At 41.5% G+C, this 17,321-nt stretch carries 16 protein-coding genes; all 16 read right to left on the reverse strand.

Going from position 1 to position 17,321, the window contains the following annotated elements; translation table 11 throughout:
- The 16 genes from ACVB80_RS19080 to tviB all read right to left on the reverse strand — a co-directional run bounded on the left by ACVB80_RS19080 (nucleotide 1) and on the right by tviB (nucleotide 16,713).
- The gene (locus ACVB80_RS19080) at nucleotides 1–762 is read right to left on the reverse strand and encodes a glycosyltransferase family 2 protein (RefSeq protein ID WP_481082873.1); all 762 of its coding nucleotides are present in this window, start codon (nucleotides 760–762) and stop codon (nucleotides 1–3) included.
- The gene (locus ACVB80_RS19085) at nucleotides 755–1,798 is read right to left on the reverse strand and encodes a polysaccharide pyruvyl transferase family protein (RefSeq protein WP_481082874.1); all 1,044 of its coding nucleotides are present in this window, start codon (nucleotides 1,796–1,798) and stop codon (nucleotides 755–757) included. The genes ACVB80_RS19080 and ACVB80_RS19085 overlap by 8 nt, the downstream gene beginning before the upstream one ends.
- Nucleotides 1,782–3,296: a capsular polysaccharide export protein, LipB/KpsS family gene (locus ACVB80_RS19090; RefSeq protein WP_481082875.1), complete on the reverse strand. Its 1,515-nt coding sequence runs from the start codon at nucleotides 3,294–3,296 to the stop codon at nucleotides 1,782–1,784. Before ACVB80_RS19090 ends, ACVB80_RS19085 begins: the two co-directional genes overlap by 17 nt.
- Nucleotides 3,297–3,380: 84 nt before the next feature.
- Nucleotides 3,381–4,412: a hypothetical protein gene (locus ACVB80_RS19095; RefSeq protein ID WP_481082876.1), complete on the reverse strand. Its 1,032-nt coding sequence runs from the start codon at nucleotides 4,410–4,412 to the stop codon at nucleotides 3,381–3,383.
- A 244-nt stretch (nucleotides 4,413–4,656) separates the two neighbouring features.
- Entirely contained in the window at nucleotides 4,657–5,376 is a 720-nt protein-coding gene (gene pseF, locus ACVB80_RS19100) for a pseudaminic acid cytidylyltransferase (protein WP_481082877.1), read from the reverse strand.
- Complete coding sequence (locus tag ACVB80_RS19105) at nucleotides 5,373–6,080, reverse strand: WbqC family protein (RefSeq protein WP_481082878.1); 708 nt, start codon at nucleotides 6,078–6,080, stop codon at nucleotides 5,373–5,375. Before ACVB80_RS19105 ends, pseF begins: the two co-directional genes overlap by 4 nt.
- Before the next feature lie 2 nt (nucleotides 6,081–6,082).
- The gene (locus tag ACVB80_RS19110) at nucleotides 6,083–6,913 is read right to left on the reverse strand and encodes a glycoside hydrolase family protein (protein ID WP_481082879.1); all 831 of its coding nucleotides are present in this window, start codon (nucleotides 6,911–6,913) and stop codon (nucleotides 6,083–6,085) included.
- 89 nt (nucleotides 6,914–7,002) lie between these two features.
- Nucleotides 7,003–7,689, reverse strand: coding sequence for an acetyltransferase (locus ACVB80_RS19115; RefSeq protein WP_481082880.1), 687 nt, complete (start codon nucleotides 7,687–7,689; stop codon nucleotides 7,003–7,005).
- 4 nt (nucleotides 7,690–7,693) lie between these two features.
- On the reverse strand, nucleotides 7,694–8,743 hold the full coding sequence (gene pseI, locus ACVB80_RS19120; RefSeq protein ID WP_481082881.1) for a pseudaminic acid synthase: 1,050 nt from the start codon (nucleotides 8,741–8,743) through the stop codon (nucleotides 7,694–7,696).
- Nucleotides 8,730–9,728, reverse strand: coding sequence for a hypothetical protein (locus ACVB80_RS19125; RefSeq protein WP_481082882.1), 999 nt, complete (start codon nucleotides 9,726–9,728; stop codon nucleotides 8,730–8,732). The genes pseI and ACVB80_RS19125 overlap by 14 nt, the downstream gene beginning before the upstream one ends.
- Nucleotides 9,729–9,802: 74 nt before the next feature.
- Nucleotides 9,803–11,104: an aminotransferase class III-fold pyridoxal phosphate-dependent enzyme gene (locus tag ACVB80_RS19130; RefSeq protein ID WP_481082883.1), complete on the reverse strand. Its 1,302-nt coding sequence runs from the start codon at nucleotides 11,102–11,104 to the stop codon at nucleotides 9,803–9,805.
- 8 nt (nucleotides 11,105–11,112) lie between these two features.
- The gene (locus tag ACVB80_RS19135; RefSeq protein ID WP_481082884.1) at nucleotides 11,113–11,994 is read right to left on the reverse strand and encodes an aldo/keto reductase; all 882 of its coding nucleotides are present in this window, start codon (nucleotides 11,992–11,994) and stop codon (nucleotides 11,113–11,115) included.
- Nucleotides 11,995–12,104: 110 nt separating this feature from the next.
- A complete protein-coding gene (gene pseC, locus ACVB80_RS19140; protein WP_481082885.1) occupies nucleotides 12,105–13,277 on the reverse strand; it encodes a UDP-4-amino-4,6-dideoxy-N-acetyl-beta-L-altrosamine transaminase in 1,173 nt (390 codons plus the stop codon).
- Nucleotides 13,274–14,287, reverse strand: coding sequence for a UDP-N-acetylglucosamine 4,6-dehydratase (inverting) (gene pseB, locus ACVB80_RS19145; RefSeq protein WP_481082886.1), 1,014 nt, complete (start codon nucleotides 14,285–14,287; stop codon nucleotides 13,274–13,276). Before pseB ends, pseC begins: the two co-directional genes overlap by 4 nt.
- 94 nt (nucleotides 14,288–14,381) lie before the next feature.
- A complete protein-coding gene (locus ACVB80_RS19150) occupies nucleotides 14,382–15,407 on the reverse strand; it encodes an SDR family oxidoreductase (protein WP_481082933.1) in 1,026 nt (341 codons plus the stop codon).
- A 28-nt stretch (nucleotides 15,408–15,435) separates the two neighbouring features.
- Entirely contained in the window at nucleotides 15,436–16,713 is a 1,278-nt protein-coding gene (gene tviB, locus ACVB80_RS19155; RefSeq protein WP_481082887.1) for a Vi polysaccharide biosynthesis UDP-N-acetylglucosamine C-6 dehydrogenase TviB, read from the reverse strand.
- Nucleotides 16,714–17,321: the final 608 nt, after the last annotated feature.

Genomic DNA, 17,321 nt, shown 5'->3' on the forward strand with positions numbered 1-17,321 from the left:
TCAAATAGTCTTAATAATTTTCTTTATCTTTATCTTGCTGAATTTTCTTAAATAGGCAAATGTCATAGCCAAGCTAAACCTACTACGGTATTTCCTATAAAAGTCAGCCATACCTACAAGTATACTATCAAAATTAGTCAGCCTCTCTCCATCATATGCCCTGTGGTAGACACCAATATCATCTAGTATCAGGACACCATTTTTTTGATCCAGAATTTTAATAAGTAAATCTTTGTCTTCTGAAGTTTTTAGCTTTACATCAAAACCTCCAACATCATAAAACAAGTCTTTAGTTATGAAAATATTGCTTCCTGTAACTCCAGGATTTCTAATGAACAATGTTTGAAAAGAAAGATCAGCACTAGAAATAGATTTATAAGGAGAAACGACACCATCAACATACTTATCTAAACGAGTTAAGCAGACTTTATCCTGAGGGGACCAGTTATTTAAAACATGTTCTAAATAATCTTTTGGCCACAAATCGTCATCATCTAAAAAAGCCAATATTGAGTTCGATGCTAGTGATGCTCCGATATTCCTTGCTTGACTTACCCCACAGAATGGTACTGCGTTAATTACACGCACCACCCTGCCTAAATCAATATCATTGAAAACATCTTCCGCTATAAAGTCGGTATGGTTGTTGACAACAATGACTTCGTTGACAAAACTCCCTTCTTGCTTTAGCACACTTACTACTGCTTCGCGAAGTAAATCTTCCCTACCACACGTGGGAATAATGCAGGTTACTTCATACACAGTCAAGCACCTTATTATTGTTATTTGATTTAGCGATGTATGTACTAGTTGGCATTGTGGGCTTTCGCTCCATTAACATATCAATAAAGGCATCTAAAGTATTTCCCTCACTCTCATTATGTTCAAACAAGCTCTCCTCATAACCAATCAGCTTCAAAAAATCTGAACATTTCTTATGGTAAGACAATGTAATAAACGGAATATCTAATAGGTAAGACAAAATAATACTGTGTAGCCTTTCACCAACAAAGAATCCACATTCAGATAATTCTTGAGTAAAACCTATTGTTTCTTGATAGTCCACGACCTCAATGTTTTCTGAAACCTTAGCCAACTCATAGTTCATATTTTGGTCACCAAGAGTGGGACTTGTACAAAAACTAAAGAGTTTTACTCGCTTATACCTTTTAGCTAAGTTGATTAGTATGTTTTTATTACGTTCGATCAGGTGTGAGGAACCTGTTCTAACAAAACTAACACCAACAACATCATTTTTTTTCTGCCAGAGCAGAGAGTTAACTTGCTCGATATAGGCGCCAGCCAAATCGGTAGACGCAAAATACTTAGAGCTGAGATTATGTTTCTCAGCCCAGTCAAACGAAGCCTTGTCACGAAGTGAAAAAGCATCTAGTGAGTTCAAGAAATCAACACACATACTTTCGGCTAAATCTGTTTTCAATGGACCAACAGAAAGGTTAATGCCAACAACAGGAATACCTCGCTGACTAGCGCTATCGACCACTTCCTGCTTCCAGCGAATACTTTGTTCTGAATGTAAGATCGAACCTCCCCCAATCACAACGAGCTCACTGTTTTTAACCTGCTGCAGTGCGAACAATTTTTTGACTTGTTTCGGCAACCATGAAACAGGATATATAGAACTATGTGAACCGACATTCCTTACAGCCCCTTCACACATAACCATGTTTTCAACTATGCCAAAACGATCTTCGAGCCATTTATCCACAACATGACTCATTAGGTCATCGCCAAAATTTGCATGCCCTAACCATGCAACTCTAATTACTTTTTTCATTAAGCTTTCGATTTATTTCGTTTAAATATATAGAGTTCAAGATGCCTCTTGGATCTTTTTTATCATTCTCCCAAGCATCTACGTAATTATAATCCCACCCTGTATCATAAGCAGATGCTATAAAATTAACTAAACTCGCGTCATACTTTTCTTCATCGAGAGTCGAAAATTCATTAAGGAGTGATTTAATTTTCAATGACAATTGCCCCATATCCGTGTAGTGATGAGTATTCGGCAAAGCCATTGTTGTTCCCAAGCCACCAAGTTGAATAGCTGGAATCCGATAAATAGCCGCTTCCATTAAAGTCGTACTATTTGGGCTGACCACTAGTTTACTCTTTTTAAGGACCTCTTCTGAAGGTGTATCCCATCGGACTAATTTCACATTAGGGATATGGTAGATCTTATCGAGCAACTTGTGACTTCTAAAACCTAAAGCCGCCGGGTGATCTTTAACCACTAGCGTGAAATCATCAGGCAGGGCCATTGCAACCTGTCGAATTGCATCTAGCTGATTGGAGAAAACTGGAGCCGCAACATCGATTGAAGCTTCAGGCTGAAACTGAAGCGGAAAATAAACAACATTGTCTAAGTCCTCCAATTTATAGTAACATCGGCTAATACTCTTACGGATATTAACTTCGCGCTGAATAAAGTCTCTGAACAAGATTTTTGCAGGTTTATTGTCTATAGTAATACCCAATGTTTCAATAACGTTCACATTGCCCTTCAGAATACGTCGAGCTACAGACTTTGTCATTTTCAAGAATGATATTAGTGTCTGCTTATTACTCGCAACTACTGTATTTTTTGCCATGTAAACAGGTTGAGATAGTTTTTGACGATTCTCTTCCAAATAATTACGAGCCTTGGAGATATTTTGTGACTCTACCTTTCCGCTCTCTAATGCATTGTACCTATCAATGAACTCACAATCATCGTCAAGATAAGAATAAGCAAAAATATGATAACCTCGCACCTTACAATCCGTAACCCCTTGCATCGGAATTCCTTGCTTCTTTCCTAGGAGGTTAAGCATGATATGAGGCAATGCTACAAAGTTGGGTGCAATAATAATATCCGGTTTAACCTTATCCAAGATGTCACAACAAAACAAAAACAATGCTTTTACATAGGTTATAATCTCTTCATCACTACAATTTTGCTTGAATCCGTAGTAATACTTCTGGCCATAGTTACGCACGTGGTTGCGCAAAGAGTTTACTAAAGGCCATATCGAATCAACGCCTAACGCCTCACATACTTCAGCCAATGTAACTTCACGACTTAAGTATTCCTTAGGATTCTCCATTACGTCATCATGGCCAAATATGTAGCTAAACTTATCCTTATGATTGTTTTTTATTACATCATGAGTGCTTTTTTTCAACGTTAGTGCAGAGACTTTGAACCCTTCAGACAATAGTTTATCTGTCAAGGGTAAACCTATATTTAAAGCCCATTTTCTTTGTTGGAGGATTAATACATTTTTATTCATTTCTTTAGATTCGCAAGCAGATTTATTCCAACACCTACCTTGTAGGGTTATAATAGTTTGTTAGTAATGAAAATCACTAATTAATTACTTTCTTAGGTGTAGAATTACACCAATTTCATTACAAAAGCCAGATTTAAACTTCGCGATTGAACTCTCCTTTTCACTAGAACCATAGTATTCAGAAAAGCCAATACCTATTTCATAGCGCTTAAGGCGTTTAGACAACATTAGTTCAATCGCTTTATATTGAACAACATGCCCTAATGGCTCAGAAAATAAGTCCCGGCGATATGCGGCGCTACCATACGTTCCACACTGGGAATTGTACATAAAGAACCCTGCTCCCACCAACTCATTACTGTCATCTCTAAGCGTCACCAGAAAAGCTTCACCTTTATTGAGCATATCCAATTGTTTTTGCCAAGACTCTATACAACGTGTCTCTCTTCCTGCCACAGCAACATGCAGCTTTTTGTACTCCCAGAGTACGTCCGAGTTGCTTTCCTCAATAACATCAACCGCCCACTTTTTCAGACCTTTGTTGATAAGCGGCTTGTAACTTTTCCTGAAATTACTCTTAATTTGATCAAGTGATTTGTTCAAATTCACATCAAATTGTTGGCCCACACGAAGAACACTACCAGTTTGCACAAGGCCAGCCCCCCACATTGAAAGACCTTTAGATGATGTCGTGACTTGATACTCGTTTGCTTCCACGCCTAAGCACTTAGAAAGGTCACTCAGTATTTCCTCACAAACCCTAATAACGGTCTTCTCTTCTTTGTCTGACGCATTCTGTACAAGTAGCGGCTGATAAATAGGCCCACCATTTGAGACAATTTTCCCTTCACCATTTTGACTCAATATGGCAAGTGGAAATACAGCTATCGGCTTACCTTTAGTGTAGAATATAATAGGCAGATTCTGATATTCAAATTTCGCACTAAAATATGCATCCTGATATACAATATTGCCCCAATTATAGTGTGGTGAAGGAATAGAAGAATCATCTAGCACGCGATTCCACTCATCCCCACTACCGTCATAAACTTCAGGAACAATGTCTTTACTTGCATATTTACTTATTTCATCTAAAATTGAAGCAAAACTTTTCAATTTTCACTACCTTTCTGAGATTAACTTGGATATACCAAGAAATCGGTGCTATATAGTTTTTAGGTTATTATATTAACTCAAAGAAGTTAAGAGCATTACCCAAATGCTAACTATCTACAAGTCAGCAAGTTAATATAACCACGTCTGTATCTGCCCGACACAGTCCTATGAGAGCAGATACAGTTCAAACTTACGCAACCAGAACAAACAACAGATGTCGATATCGTCACCTATGAGTTTCGAGTTAATATTCGCTCGGTAGGCTATCTTTTTTAGACTGGAGAACTTCGTAAAGGAACTCAGCAAAATTCCAATCCTGCATATTGTCAATATCAACACAGTATTCTTTAGGCAACACAAATCCCGAGAAACCAAGGTCGCCTGAGTCACTTGTTTCTCCTCTGATGCGCTCAGCACTAAACGCGGAGAAAGTACCTGTGTCAAAATAAGATGGCTTTAAGTCTTGTGAGCGAGTTGAGAATGCCCCTGGAGTTTTAGGTTGCAAAAGTTCGCCACTCTCCATAGAAAATGCCCACTCCGCCGGAGCGGGAAACTCACCTACGGCCAGTAAAGCACTACTTTTACAAGAGTCAAAGGTATGAGCCGCCTCTAAAAGATGTGAAGATTGCAAAAGAGGTGCGCACGCGGATACAAGCCATACCTGATCAAACTCCTCTCCTCTTGAGCAATAGTCCTTGTAAGCATGCTCCAGGACCGGAAAGACACCGATCCAATCTCCAGCCAGCTCAGCAGGGCGTAAAAATGGCACGTCAGCCCCACAGGCCTTTGCAATTTCTGCTATCTCTTGATCATCCGTCGATACGACAACCTTATCAAACACACCAGACTTAAGTGCGGCATCAATAGAATACTGGATTATTGGCTTTCCATTGAAATGTCTTATATTTTTCTTAGGAATTCGTTTGGAACCGCCTCTCGCGGGTATAACGGCTAAACGTTTCATAAAACCTCCATTCTCAAGTTATCCTTAGCTGCATCTATACCAACATTCGCAATTAGGTCAACAATTGACAAATATGGGGTAAATTCCCCATTTTCTTGCGGATACTCGAGAGGCTTTTGCTCAAAATACCGAAGATTGATAGGCGAAGACTTGAAGACTTCAGACTCCTCCAGGTAACCCTTGGAGCCCGGCGCTGATAAATAAGTAGTAGCATCGACAGCCTCAGCAATACTATAAATCAGCTCTCCTTTAGATGAGTTCAAACTCAGTGAACTCGAGTATGAAAACTTAGTATCAATGGATAAAGCCTCACAGAACGCCATTATTATACGTATATTTAGACTGCATAAATCATCTGGCAAGGATTTATATATGGGCTCGATAATACTCAATACATCATCCAGGTAAGGTGAACGGCTATATCGATCCTTTATAAGGTTTAAATGTGATACTACAGCAGCCTTTTCAGCTAAAAGAACATCTCTTATTTTAGTCTTTTGACCATCAACCAAAGTAACAGGGACGGTCAACCACTTCTCTTTAGAGTTGCCCTCAATCTTATTTCTCTGCTGCCAAGATCTCTTATTAAATTGAACTGAGTCAAGAAAAACAAACTCATCTACGTTAGCGATTAGATTAAAATAACCGACCCAAGGCAAATATGTTGGTTGCATAATGGCAACAGTTTTATTGGTTTTATCCATGACTAATTGTCCTGCACTGCAACACAAATACCGTGCTCGCCATAATTGTTTCCATTATAGAAAGCAATATGTTGGTCGCCCAATTTCAATACAACAGGGTAGCATACCATATCATCATCATATCCGGTTTCATTACCCGGCAATAGTCCAGCACCTTCAGGATCTCTCACCCAATTGATGCCATCTTCTGACTCAGCATACTGAGGGATGTAATGATCTCCTTTGGAAGAAAACCACATTCGTAAAATGCCGCCATCATTAATTACATAAGGGCGAGCCAAAGCATTCTCTCCTGGAGCAAAATCTATAGCAACATCCCCTTGGCGTTCCCAATCAAACATGTTCTTTGAAAAGGCCGTTTGTATATTGTAACGAGGAAGATCAGCGTGTTTCCACTCCACACCAGCCACATAATACATACGGTATCCATCTTTCCACGGAACCACCCAAGGGGCTGTATTAATGAAGGGATTAACCCTGTTTCTTTCAATGATTGGTGCCTCCGACCAACGTGTGAAAGCTGATCCACCATCATTGCTAGAACATAGGCCGCCAAAAAGATCCATTCTGGTTGTTCCGCCAGGTTTGAAACCAATATGATACATCCAAAGCGAATCTTCTTGCGTTAGAACACACGAGGGTAGTACCCCATTATCATCAAACGTTCCTAGACGTCCCGGAGTTAATACCGGTTGAACCGATCTTTCCAAGACGCGAGATGGATCGCGAAGATCAATTTCAGCATAGTGTACATTCGACTGGTTATGATCATTTCTGCTTCCAAAATATATTCGGTAACGAGTTTCAGATAGCTTCAATGGTGTTGGAAGCATTGCATGAGATCTTTGCGATGGTAGTTCTTGGTCTGGCGTAATTACAAGGCCTAGCTTGCGCCATTTAATTCTAGGAAAATGCACGATGTTTAAACTCCGAAATATTTCTTTTTAATTGTTCGAGCAACTCTGTCTTCTGCGGCCAACACTTTGGATGGGTTGTCTAAAACGACACTACCCGGTGTTAAATCGCGGGTAACATTTGCACCCATTCCAATAAAACACCCTTCCCCGATTTTCAAGAAATCCTTCGTAGCACTATTTACGCCGAAGAAACATTTTTCTCCAATCTCACAATGACCAGAAATAACAACATGTGATGCTAAATAAACATGGTTAGATATTCTACTTTCATGTCCAATGTGGTTTCCGGACCAAAGTACAACATTATCACCTATTTCCACACCATTCTGTATTGTTTGATCTTCCAAAATGAAGCAGTTATCACCAATTTTCACATTACCGATGATGGTACATTTGGATGAAATATAAGAAACTAATTGATATCCCATCGACTTGAACAATAAGTATTTCTCTTTCCTAACATCGTTAAGTTTTTTATATGATAATGCAACATGAGCAACGTACTTATCTGTAGGGAATTTCTCTTCAACCTCTGAAATCCCCACCAGTGGAACGCCACAAAACTCATCTGACACCTTGCTTTCATCATCAACAACAAAGCCAGCAATTACATATTCTGTATCAAACTCAAAATACATTTTTGCTAACTCAGCAATCTCACCATTACCAAAAATAATTAGCTCTTTATTCATAAAATCAGTCCTTCAGGTCGCTCGGCAACAATGGTTGATTTTTCGCTATATGCCGATTTGATCTCTTAGTGAATAACTCTTCATAATTCATTGGGGAAAGCGCTCCCGACGAAGCAGGGCCTCTGGCTGTACGAACATTCTCCGCAGTAAATGCATCACCGGGTTTGATGTCTTGAAAGGTCCATAATTGGCGTAAAAATATTCCTCTATTAGTTAAATCATGCTCGTTGCCGTATTTGACTGTACCAAGAGAACACCACGCGTTTTTGACCTCTCTTACAAGAGTAGATAATTCATCAGGTTCGAGTGAAAAATGAGAGTCAACCCCACCATCATCCCTTGACTTCGTAAAGTGTTTTTCTATTACCGAAGCCCCCAGTGCTACTGCTGATACAGAGGTGGTAGTCCCCATTGTATGATCTGATAAGCCAACTGAAACATTAAATGTATCTCGGATATCAATCATAGTCCTGAGGTTGCTGTCTTTCGCTTCAGCCGGGTAAGCAGAGATGCAATGCAAAACGACTAAGTCTTTGCAACCATTTTTTCGCATAAACTCTACAGTTTTACCAATTTCCGCTTTACTCGATGTTCCCGTAGAAATAATAACTGGTTTACCAGAACGAGCGACCAACTTAACCAAAGGCCAATCAGTAAGTTCGTTCGAAGCTATCTTGTAAGCGGGAGCATTAAGGCTTTCCAGCAACTCGAAGCTTCTTTTGCAGAATGGCGTACTAAAAGCTGTAATACCAATAGAGTCTGCATATTCAAAAAGTTCACCGAACCATGACCATGGTGTTTCTACCTGCTTATACAGATCATATAGGCGATGCCCAGACCAAGCCCCACCCTTAATGATAAACTCCGGGTTATCAGAATCTAATGTTAAAGAATCAGCGTCATACGTTTGAAACTTAACGGCATCAGCACCAGAATCATGGGCTATTTTGATTAGTTCCTTGGCTCTTTCGATACAACCATTATGATTTCCTGATATTTCAGCAATAATATATGGCGCAGCTTCAGGACCTATTAATCTATTATTTATCTTCATTACCACTCCTTAAAAAATCCAATAGATCATCACATATTAGCGAAACACCTTCAGGCATCAACGTTCTATCGTTATCACTATCAATGAATTTTTCAAAGTTTTTCACAAGTATATCTGTCAAGATAGCTTTCAGCTCACTATCACTAGTCGTTGAAAGCGATCCCATATATTTAGAATTCGTCTGCTCTTCAAAGAACAAACTTGAAGGAATATGATCATCAATTATAGCGCCAAAGATAACAGGTACACCTGCTACAATAGCTTCATACCTTGACATCCCTGAGCCTGTAATTAAGACATGAGCTTTTTCTAACAAACTTAATAGGTTTTTAGGTGAGTATATCAATGATAAACTATCTATTTTACTACCAAGAAACTCAACTTCCTTAACCATTTCTTTATCAAAGTCGGGACCAATAACCACTGTGACTTTATAATTTTTCAAATTAATTTGAGAAAGAACATTTACAAGCTTTGCGGTATAACCTTGAGGATCAGCAGCACCAAACGATACCAATATGTTATTTTCGGAGGATGACTCTACAAATTTACTCGACTTCAGTTGGTAGTACTCACGACCAACCAATGCATACTCCCCCCCCCTTATGGCCAATGCGGTGTTTGGCTTCGGAAGCTTTTCCGCTCCATAATAAGGCTGGATTAGAACATCGATATATTCAGACGAGCGAGCACTGAAAGAGTCCTCGCCGAATCCGTCAAGTGCTACTGTAGTAAATCCCATAGACTTTGCTGTTCTGACATAATACTCTAACTCATTAAAACCAGCTGATAACCGTTCTGAAGAGAAGAGATCAAGTATCAAAATAGCATTATCAGGATAGACTGCAAGTTCCTCTTCTATGCTACCAAAGTCCAGTTCAATTAATTCGTCTTTTCTTAAACCGGCACTTACCAGCCTTTGGGTAAGCACTGCTGGAACAGCGAATTTAGCACTCACATTTCTGGCTTTTAACTCACTGTACAATGTGAGGCACCTGGATACATGCCCAAAACCACTTTTTGAGGAAAATTCTGCTCGAATAATTATCACAATTATATTTACTTTCTGACTTTAAAAAGTGGTCGCAATACATCACAGCGAAGCTGGTCCTGAAGTAATGCTTCCGTATCGCTTTTCACGATAAGATCAAATAACTTTTGATAGGCTGAGATTAACTTATCTACATGCTCATGCGTATGACTGAAATTAATCACATGAGACCCCAACGTCAACACCCCATTATCCATCATTGTTTGTAAAAACAGAGTCTTGAGAATATCTCTATCAAATATTTCATTTTCTTTAATAATGAAAAAAGATAGCACAGGGTTACCAGATACAGCGAATAGATGGCCTAGTTCGTATTTTTTTATTTCTTCATTCAATCGTTCCATTAAGGATGTTCCAATCTCTCGAAGATGCTCTACTACGTTCTCATGCTCCAGCTTCTCAAGCGATGCAAGAGCAGCTGCAAGTGATAGTGTTTCACCACCGTATGTAAATGAAAAATACACTTCATCAAACAAATCCATAATCTCACGCTTACCTGCCACTGCAGATAACGGCATTCCATTTGATAAGCCTTTACCTAAAGCAACCAAATCGGGGGTAACACCATACAACTCCTGAGCACCACCGTTTGCATGCCTGAAGCCTGAGACCACTTCGTCAAAAACAAGGAGTGCACCGTGCTCTGACGTTAGTTTTTTTAGTTCTTGCAGATATCCAGGGTTTGGTTCCTCGACCGAGACAGCCTCCAGCACAACAGCAGCCACATTCCCAGCGTTGTCTTCCAGCAGCTTCCGGACTGAATTCAAATCATTGAACACGAAGCTTTTAGTCAGCTCTTTCGTACTTTCTGGTACACCCAGGCTTTTTGGAGTGCTTCCAATATACCAATCCTGCCAGCCATGGTAGCCCCCCACCAATACAACTTCACGTTTTGTATATGCACGAGCAAGTCTTACGCAAGCAGCAGTCGCATCAGATCCATTCTTCCCAAAACGAACCTTTTCCGCACACGGAACCATCGAAACGATTTTTTCTGCAACTTTCATTTCCAGTTCATTGGAAAGAGTAAAAATACTACCAAGCTCCAGTTGATTTGCTATTGCATTATTTACGTCACTGTCACTGTAACCTAAAGTTATCGCTCCCAAAGCACTTACAAAATCAACAAATACATTACCATCTACATCAGTGAGTTCAGCCCCCTTGCCCGAAGCGGCAAAAAAGGGAGAGACACCCAGAGGATACTGAGTAACACTCTTACTAAAGGTTTGACTACCAAGTGGAATTAATTGCTCAGCAGCAACCAGCATTTCTTCAGAACGCGCGTACAGGTTCATATTATTAGACATAACAGTCCTCACCAATTAGATGGATTTAGTAGTTTTGTTGGCACACGAGGCAGGTCATCGCACAACGTAAGCCCATTTTGATTAAATAAAGATACCGAATGTATGATCTCTTCCAGGTTACTGGCACTGTTAACTCCTATCACCAGCTTATCAATATATGGGTTGTTTAAACCCCAAGCCACACAAGCATGGAGCCGACTGATTTGCGCTGATGTGCAAGCTTTATCAAGAGAAAGTACGAAGTCCCTAATTCCTGCCATTGAGTCAGGTATCTCGTCCGTATTCATCAACAATGTACCCTGAAGAAAAATCGACCGTACGTGAACCTCTATTCCTTTATCTTTTAACCTTTTTAAGACACCTGCTCGCTCAAGTCTGTCATCTGCTATACTCGCAGGAAGTTGAATGACATCAATTGATATTTCTAGTTTTAACAACTCATCAACTTCATCGGCGGAATAAACAGACGCACCTATCCGCTGGGTCAGTCCAGTATCTTTTAGCCTTTTCAATAAGTTTATGTAAGATTGGGAATCCCCATCGAACAAGTCCCGGCTATGATGAACCATTAGACAATCAACGGAATCAACCCCCATATTAACGAGTGATTGACGAAAGTTTTGCTCTACCGCATTCATTTGTTCGGCTAAACAGCCCTCAAACATAGATAAAGGGGCCAGCTTAGTTATAATATCAAACTCTGATAACTCACCGACTTTACCCAGAACTTTGTCACAATTCCCATAAGTTGTTGCGGTATCAATCGTTTTAATGCCTGCCTTGTGGGCTAGTCTCATTATTTCTTTGACTGATTTCTCGGGCACCTGGTTAAAACCACTTGCCATACCGTAAGGTAACCCAAACTGTACTGTTCCTAACGCTATCTTCATAACCATATTACCGATAAACTTAAAAACTCATCACGTGAATATACCTCTTCATACATAGATAGACTTTCAACATAAGTTAGCGAAGGCACTAGTATTATGAGGCCGGATATTTATTTCATTAAAATACTCTTGAGAGTATCAACAACATAATTCTGTTCATCTTCTGACAACAGATGATACATCGGTAAAGATATCGCTTCAGCATAGTAACGCTCAGCTTCCGGAAAATCGCCAGGCTTAAAGCCCATCGCCTGATAGTAAGGCTGGGTATGAACGGGAATATAGTGCAGATTTACTCCAACCCCACCACCCCTGAGTGCATCGAACACTTCTTTATGGGTCAGCGAGATTTCATCCAGCTTCAAACGAATGACGTAAAGGTGCAAACCTGAATAAGTATTTTCAAGCTGATACGGCAATGTCAGCGGCAAACCTTTCAGCAGTTCATTATAACGTTTGGCCAGTTTATGTCTGGCGTCAACAAACTGATTCAGGCGCTTCATCTGACTAACACCCAGCGCGGCCTGAAGCTCAGTCATACGGTAGTTAAAGCCAAGATCAACCTGCTGATAATACCAGCCTCCATGGCTTTCGCCCTGCATTAAAGACTCATCCCGGGTAACACCATGGCTTCTTAACAGAGCCATTTTGTCAGCCAGTGCTTTGTCATTTGTAAGTGCGGCACCGCCCTCAGCTGTAGTGACAATTTTAACCGGGTGAAAGCTGAATACCGTAATATCTGAGTACTGACAATGACCAACTGGCACATCACGATACTTACCGCCAATCGCATGTGAAGCGTCTTCAATCACTTTAAAGCCATACTCTTTTGCCAGCCGGCTAATTGCAGCCATATCGCAAGGCTGACCACAAAGGTGCACAGGAACAACAACTTTTGGCAGCTTTCCGTTCGCCTTCGCGGTAATCAGCTTCTGCTCCAATTTTTCCGGGCACATATTGTAAGTATCTGGGTCAATATCAACGAAATCGATACTGGCTCCACAATACAGACCGCAGTTTGCAGATGCGACAAAGGTGACTGGTGAAGTCCACAACCAGTCTCCTTTTCCTAATCCTAATGCCAGGCAGGCTATATGCAATGCAGAAGTCGCACTATTTACGGCCAGCGCATATCTGGCTCCGGTATGCTCAATCAAAGCATTTTCAAAAGCGGGAACTTGTGGTCCCTGCGTAAGAAAGTCCGATTGAAGGACTTCCATAACTGCTTTGATATCCTGTTCCGAGATATCTTGTTTTCCGTATGGGATCACTGACTTACTCACACTGTAAAATTAGGATCAACGTGTTCTTTAATAAGCGCCCGCAGACTCTCAACGCTTTCCCATTCAGTGTTCGTACCAGAGTTATACTTAAAACCAAATGGTACTTTGCTGGCTTTATGATGACTGAGGTATTCATCTTCTGTATACGTAAAAGACACGGACGGAAGAATGGCGTAATACTTACCCAAATCGATAGTATTCAGGGAATCCGTATCAGTGATCATCTCTTCATGAAGCTTCTCACCCGGACGAATACCAACGACTTCAACTTTACACTCAGGAGCAACGGCTGTTGCTACATCAAGGATTTTATAAGAAGGGATCTTAGGAACGAAAATCTCACCACCAAGATGGTTTTCCAGTGCGTACATCACCATGTTCACACCATCCTGAAGCGAAATATTAAACCGGGTCATCTCTGCGTGAGTAACCGGCAACACACCATCTTCTTTTTTCTTAATGAAAAATGGAATCACCGACCCCCGGGAGCCCATTACATTTCCATACCGGACAACACTAAAGCGCACATCTTTTGAGCCCTTAATGTTATTTGCCGCAGTAAACAGCTTGTCAGATGCCAGCTTAGTTGCACCATAAAGGTTGATTGGGGCACATGCTTTATCAGTTGAAAGTGCAACAACATCTTTCACACCACACTGCAGTGCTGCATGAATGACGTTCTCAGCACCTGTAACGTTAGTCCGAATGCACTCTGTCGGGTTATACTCGGCAGTGTCGACCTGCTTGATCGCAGCCGCATGAATAATAATATCCACACCTTCACAAGCCTGAACCATACGCTGTTGATCTCGCACATCACCGATAAAAAAACGCAGTTGCGGATAGTCTCTTTCAGGATACTGCTGCTTCAGCTCGAACTGCTTCAACTCATCTCTGGAGAAAATGATAATTTTTTTAACTTTTGAATAGCGCTCCAGAATCGTTTTTACAAACTGCTTTCCAAATGATCCTGTTCCGCCGGTGATCAACACTACTTTGTTATTTAACATGAGAAATCTCTTCAACAACTACAGTGAAGCCAGTTATGACAAGGGGAGATGTAGTCACTTCCTGATGCTCCACTGTTTTAAAACCAAATACCTGTTAACGCGAAAGGAAAGCCTTGTACCACGGCATCGCCTTACTAATACCCGACTGGATATTGTGAGACGGCTCGTAACCTAACTTGCTCTTTGCTTTATTAATGTCAGCCTGAGAATGCCTTACATCGCCAGCTCTAAAGTCCTGGTACACGGGCTCATGAGAAACAACGATGTCATTCTGAGCAAGAGCATGTTTAATTAAACCATGCAACTCATTCAGGGTCGTACGGTCACCAACAGCAACATTATAGACCTCGTCTTTACCCGCTTCATCAGCGGTTGCCGCCAGTATGTTCATCTGTACAACATTTTCGATAAAGCAAAAGTCCCGGCTGGTTTCGCCATCACCGTTAATCTTAACGACTTCTCCCTCAATCATCGCCGCTGTCCACTTAGGTATCACCGCGGCATAGGCTCCATTTGGGTCCTGCCGCTGGCCAAATACATTGAAGTAACGAAGACCAATTGACTTGAAGCCGTATGTACGGGCATATACACCAGCGTACAGCTCATTCACATACTTGGTCACCGCATAAGGGGAAAGAGGACTGCCAATGTTCTCCTCCACTTTAGGAAGCGCGGGATGATCACCATAGGTAGAACTGCTGGCTGCATAAGTGAAGCTACTGACTCCCTCTTCTTTAGAAGCATTCAGCATATTGAGAAAACCCGTAATATTTGCCGCATTTGATGTCAGGGGATCAGCAATTGAACGAGGCACAGAGCCGAGCGCAGCCTGATGAAGAACATAATCAACCCCTGCAACCACCTGCTGGCAGGTTGAGTAATCGCGGATATCGCCTTCAGTAAACGAAAAACGGGACCACTGCTCCTCTGTAACCTGACGCTTAACCTCATCCAGGTTGTACTGGTGACCCGTTGCAAAGTTATCCAGCCCGATCACTTTCTGGCCCAGCTTCAACAAAGTTTCCAGAAGATTGGAGCCTATAAAACCAGCCACTCCCGTTACCAGCCAGGTTTTTGGCTGTTGTTGCAACTGCTGCTGGACATCTTGATATTTTGACATAATAAATTCCATAAACTGACAAACTGGATTACAGGCGCATATCTACATCGTCTTTTGCCAGCACATATTTCAGATCATAAAGCACGTGTTCAGGCTTACCGTACGACTTGATTTTTTCCGCACCTAACTGCTTAAACTCATCATGAGAAACCGCCATGATAATGGCATCATAGAAGCCTGGCTTCTCCTCATCACACAGAGTCAACCCATACTCTTCATGCGCCTCCTCTCCGGAGCACCATGGATCCATCACATCGACATTGATGTTGTACTCTTTCAGCTCTGAAATAATATCGATGACCCTGGTGTTTCTCAGATCCGGACAGTTTTCTTTAAACGTCAGCCCCATCACCAGCACATTTGCTCCCTCAACATGAATGCGTTTTTTCAGCATTTTTTTCACCAGTTGAGAAACCACATACTGTCCCATACCATCATTCAGACGACGGCCCGCGAGGATCATTTCAGGATGGTAGCCCAGCGACTGCGCTTTGTGTGTCAGGTAATATGGGTCAACACCGATACAGTGCCCCCCAACCAGACCCGGGCGGAATGGTAAGAAGTTCCACTTTGTACCTGCCGCTTCCAGCACTTCCAGCGTATCGATACCAAGCTTATTGAAGATGATAGAAAGCTCATTGATCAGTGCAATATTGACATCCCGCTGAGTGTTTTCGATCACTTTAGCGGCTTCTGCCACCTTTATAGAGGAAGCTTTGTGAGTACCAGCGATGATAATCGACTGATAGAGCTTATCAACAAACTCAGCTACTTCCGGAGTCGAACCACTGGTCACCTTAAGGATAGTTGTGACACGATGCTCTTTATCTCCGGGATTTATACGCTCCGGAGAATAGCCGGCAAAGAAATCACGGTTAAAAATCAAACCCGACGCCTTCTCAACAACCGGAATGCAGTCTTCTTCAGTTGCACCAGGGTAAACTGTTGATTCATAAATAATGATATCGCCCTTAGATACAATACTACCCAGAGCTTCAGAAGCCTTGATGAGAGGAGTCAAATCAGGCTGCTTATGATCATCGATAGGAGTGGGGACGGTAACAATATAGACATTACACTGACCTAAGTCCTGAAGTTCAGAGGTATAGGATAATAATGGAGCCTCTGCCAGTTCAGCATCACTGCACTCCAGAGTACTGTCATGACCTGCGGAAAGCTCATCAATCCGGCTTTTGTTAATATCAAAACCTACCGTCTCGAACTTCTTCCCAAACTCTACCGCCAGAGGAAGTCCGACGTAACCCAGGCCAATAATGCCGATTTTTGTATCACCAGGTAATATCATTAATCTGTGCCTTAAAACTAAAATGTCATTTGTTTAATAATCAGCTTGAAGCATTCCCATCCATAGGGATTGTGTGCAAAGCTCATTTCTCGATACTCGGTTGATTTCATTGACAACTCATCAATACATAAAGTTATCAGCGCTGCATTTACCCCACCCAATTTTTACTTCTGTCCAGAGCCGAAAAGCGAGGGAAGCGCTTAAGTCCGAAGCCGTCATTACTTTTTCTACCATCAGCAAAAAACCGACAACAATGTTCCCCGTATACAGCTCAGCTTCAATGTGCCCAGTTGCTTAACCACAGTTATCGCTGTACAACCTTGATTCAGCACAACAAACCCGTCTTCAGGCCCGATTAAACACGCTACCGCCCTGAGGTTTACCGTGCCCTCAAGACGTGAAGCTGCAAATTAGATGAAACTGGCGGGTATTATACCCCCATAACCACAATAACAACAAAAGCCGTGTTCATATGGCCTGAATGTCGTGAAGCTGTATGCCCGGTTTTCCTTTACGCCTCACCACCCGCTCCGGAAACAACCAATATTATAAACAGCTCTGTCCGACTTGCACTCTGCCCTTTCCTGTACGATATTTAAACACCCAGG

Source organism: Vibrio sp. 9-16B-A1 (genome assembly GCF_056726165.1).

Excerpts from the sequence above, each read along its gene's own strand:
- ACVB80_RS19090 (WP_481082875.1), bottom strand. The coding sequence starts at position 3,296 with ATGAATAAAAATGTATTAATCCTCCAACAAAGAAAATGGGCTTTAAAT.
- pseF (WP_481082877.1), bottom strand. The coding sequence starts at position 5,376 with ATGAAACGTTTAGCCGTTATACCCGCGAGAGGCGGTTCCAAACGAATT.
- ACVB80_RS19130 (WP_481082883.1), bottom strand. The coding sequence starts at position 11,104 with ATGTCTAATAATATGAACCTGTACGCGCGTTCTGAAGAAATGCTGGTT.
- ACVB80_RS19150 (WP_481082933.1), bottom strand. The coding sequence starts at position 15,407 with ATGTCAAAATATCAAGATGTCCAGCAGCAGTTGCAACAACAGCCAAAA.
- pseI (WP_481082881.1), bottom strand. The coding sequence starts at position 8,743 with ATGAAGATAAATAATAGATTAATAGGTCCTGAAGCTGCGCCATATATT.
- ACVB80_RS19110 (WP_481082879.1), bottom strand. The coding sequence starts at position 6,913 with ATGCTTCCAACACCATTGAAGCTATCTGAAACTCGTTACCGAATATAT.
- ACVB80_RS19115 (WP_481082880.1), bottom strand. The coding sequence starts at position 7,689 with ATGAATAAAGAGCTAATTATTTTTGGTAATGGTGAGATTGCTGAGTTA.
- pseB (WP_481082886.1), bottom strand. The coding sequence starts at position 14,287 with ATGTTAAATAACAAAGTAGTGTTGATCACCGGCGGAACAGGATCATTT.
- tviB (WP_481082887.1), bottom strand. The coding sequence starts at position 16,713 with ATGATATTACCTGGTGATACAAAAATCGGCATTATTGGCCTGGGTTAC.
- ACVB80_RS19105 (WP_481082878.1), bottom strand. The coding sequence starts at position 6,080 with ATGGATAAAACCAATAAAACTGTTGCCATTATGCAACCAACATATTTG.
- ACVB80_RS19135 (WP_481082884.1), bottom strand. The coding sequence starts at position 11,994 with ATGAAGATAGCGTTAGGAACAGTACAGTTTGGGTTACCTTACGGTATG.
- ACVB80_RS19085 (WP_481082874.1), bottom strand. The coding sequence starts at position 1,798 with ATGAAAAAAGTAATTAGAGTTGCATGGTTAGGGCATGCAAATTTTGGC.